Source organism: Kitasatospora sp. NPDC059571, assembly GCF_042735675.1.
In the GTDB taxonomy this organism is placed as follows: domain Bacteria; phylum Actinomycetota; class Actinomycetes; order Streptomycetales; family Streptomycetaceae; genus Kitasatospora.
On record NZ_JBHWBW010000241.1, the window covers coordinates 1 to 2,920 of the forward strand.

Annotated in this window: 2 protein-coding genes and 1 pseudogene; 2 read left to right on the forward strand and 1 reads right to left on the reverse strand. The window is 76.0% G+C overall.

What is annotated here, in order from left to right; translation table 11 throughout:
- A pseudogene (locus ACFV0G_RS24085) lies at positions 1-906 on the reverse strand (hypothetical protein); the annotation flags it as partial.
- A gap of 295 nt (positions 907-1,201) precedes the next feature.
- On the opposite strand from ACFV0G_RS24085, the gene ACFV0G_RS24090 reads away from it, so the two are divergent.
- Together ACFV0G_RS24090 and ACFV0G_RS24095 are read left to right on the forward strand one after the other, a co-directional pair.
- Positions 1,202-1,612 (forward strand): globin domain-containing protein, encoded by a 411-nt coding sequence (locus tag ACFV0G_RS24090; protein ID WP_380551534.1) that lies wholly within the window; start codon positions 1,202-1,204, stop codon positions 1,610-1,612.
- Between the two features lie 10 nt (positions 1,613-1,622).
- Positions 1,623-2,822, forward strand: coding sequence for a globin domain-containing protein (locus tag ACFV0G_RS24095; protein WP_380551537.1), 1,200 nt, complete (start codon positions 1,623-1,625; stop codon positions 2,820-2,822).
- Positions 2,823-2,920 lie beyond the last annotated feature (98 nt).

Below are 2,920 nucleotides of genomic sequence, written 5' to 3' on the forward strand. Positions count from 1 at the left end.
CCTGCCGGGGGCCAGTTCGACCAGCGGCCGCCGGGCTGCCGGCTCCTCCTCGGCCGGCGGGGCAGGGCGCGAACCGTCCGCGGCCGGCCCGGCCGGCGCGCCCGCGTCCCGGCCGAGGGCGAGGTCGGAGCGCAGGTGCGAGGCGTTGCCGTACCCGGCGGGCGCGGTGCCGAGCGACTCGTCCAGGCCGACCGTGACGGCCGTGCCCAGTGCGGGGGCGGGCGTGGTGGAGCCGTTCCGGGCGGTGGTGCGCCGCTCGACCCGGAGGGTGACGGAACTGACGGTGCCGCCGAGTTCGAGGCTGCCGGAGCCGTCGCCGGCGGAGTCCGCGGCGCCGTCGGCGGGCGGGGCGACGGTGCCGCCGTCGACCGTCCAGCCCGTCCACGCGGTGCGGGCGGTGAGCGCGGGGGCGGCCGGGGCGGCCTCGGCGAGGACGAGCCGGGCGGCCGCGGTGGTGGTGCCCGTGGCGGCGGCGGCCCGTGCAGTGAGTCCGCTGACGTGCAGTCGGGCATTGCGGACCGGCCGGGAAAACGCGATCCGCAGCGTTCCCAGTGCCCGCCAGGAACCGTCCTGCTGCGGGTGCGGGTCCGACATCCGGAAGGTCTCGGCGGGATCACCCGGGCGGATTCCGTCCGTGTACGCCGCGGTGTCCCCGGTGCGGCCGCCGAGAACTCCCGGCGCAGCCGCGGCGTCGATTCCGGGCAGGGGGGCGAATTCCAGCCGAACGGTCAGCCCGGACGGCAGCACCGCCTGCGCGCCGCCCGTCCATGCGGCAGGAGTCTGCCGGGCCGGAGCGGGTCCGGCCGCCCAGCCGAGCAGCAGTCCGGCCGCGGTCGCCGCAGCGAGCATCCGCGCCCTCGGCCGGGCGCCGGGGGCCTGTGCGACCGGGCAGCAGTGTGGGGACATCCGGCTCTCCTTCGCTCGCCGGGGCGGGCCCGGGCGAGCGGCCCGGCCGGACCGCGAGGCCATACCATCCGACAAAAGAGAAGCACGGCCGACAGCCCGTCAAAATCCGACACCAGCAGGTAGAGGACCGATTGCACCCGATTGGCAGCCACATGCCACGAACGCCGTGCAGATGGCCGGAAATGGCCTTCCGGCCCGATTGTGCGGAGATCACGGGCCGGCATCTCCCGAAGTCCGCGATCATTCCCCCGGACGCCCTGTTCGATTTGACAGGGGGTCAGTAGAGTCGGCGGACGTGACCATCGACACCGTTCTCGTGAAGCAGAGTTTCGCCGCCGTCGAACCGCACGGCACCGAGGTGACCGCCTACTTCTACCGGCACCTGTTCGAGCACCACCCCGGTGTCCGCGGCCTCTTCGCCGAGCACTTGGACGAGCAGCAGGACCGGCTCTGGGAGGCGCTCGGCGCCCTGGTGGCGAACCTGGAGTCGACCGACGAGCTGGTCGGAATCCTCACCGGGCTCGGCCGCCGGCACGCCGGCTACGGCGCGCTGCCCGAGCACCTTCCCGCCGTCGGCGCCAGCCTGATCGCCGCCCTGCGGCACTACGCGGGGGACGCCTGGAGCACGGAGGCCGAGGCCTCCTGGGCGGCCGTGTACGGGGTCGTCGCCGACACCATGGGCCGGGCCATGGCGGCCGCCGGCTGAGGCCCGGCCGGTGAGCGTCGACCCCGCAGTCCTGCGGGCCGGCCTGGCGGTCGTCGAACGCCGGGCCCGCCAGCTGACCACCTACTTCTACGCGCACCTCTTCGCCCACCACCCGGAGCTGCGGCGGCTCTTCCCCGCCGACCTGGACGAGCAGCGCGACCGCCTGTTCGCGGCGCTCACCCGGGTGGTCGGGCGGCTGGAGGAGCCGGAGCGGCTGGCCGGCTACCTGTCCTCCCTCGGCCGCGACCACCGCAAGTTCGGCGTCCGGCCCGAGCACTACCCCGCTGTCGGTGCCAGCCTGCTGGCCGCCCTGCGGCACTCCTCCGGCCACGCCTGGACGGCGGCGGACGAGAAGGCCTGGGGACAGGCCTGGACGGTGATCTCCGAGGCGATGACCGCCGCGGCGGCCGCCGTCCCGGCCGACACGCCTCCGTGGTGGCAGGCCGAGGTGGTGCAGCGCCGCCGGGCCGCCCCCGACGTCGCCGTGCTGACCCTCGCCCCGGACCGCGGCTACCCGTACACCGCGGGGCAGTACCTCACGCTCTGCTCGCCCAGGGTGCCGCAGGTCTGGCGCCCGTACTCGATCGCCTGCGCGCCCCGCCCGGACGGCACCCTGGACCTGCACGTGCGCCGGGTGCCCGGCGGGCTGCTCTCCACCGCGCTGGTCCACGACACGGTCGTCGGCGAGCAGCTGCGGATCGGCCCGCCGCTCGGCGACGCGGTGCTGGACCGGACGTCCCGGCGGCCGCTGCTGGCGGTGGCCGGCGGCACGGGCTGGGGCCAGATCAAGGCCCTGCTCGAACAGCTCGGCCGGGACGGCGGACGACCGGCCACCGTGGTCCTCGGCGCCCGCGACGAGGCGGACCGCTACGACCTCGCGGACCTGCGGGAGCTGGTCGGCCGGAGCCCCTGGCTGGAGGTGCTGCTCGCGGTGCCCGCCGACGGCTCCGGCCGCGCGGAGGCCGTCGACCTGCTCCTGGACGGCCTGGAGGGCCTCGGCGACTGCTCGGGCCGCGACGTGCTGCTGAGCGGTCCGCCCAACCTCGCCGTCGACGTCACCGACCTGCTGCTCGCCCTGGGCGCCGAACCCGACCTGATCCGGCACGACCCGGTGCCGCACACCTTCGACCGGCGGCGCCCGCTGACCGCCCCCGAGTGGTTCCTGGCCGACCGCGACATCGCCTGGATCAACCGGACCGAGCTGGCCTGAGGGCGCCGCCCGGCCGGGACGGCAGAACGACGAGGGGGGGCGGCCGGGGGGGCGGGGGCCCGGGGGGGGGGGGGCGCGCGGAGTATAACAAAAACACA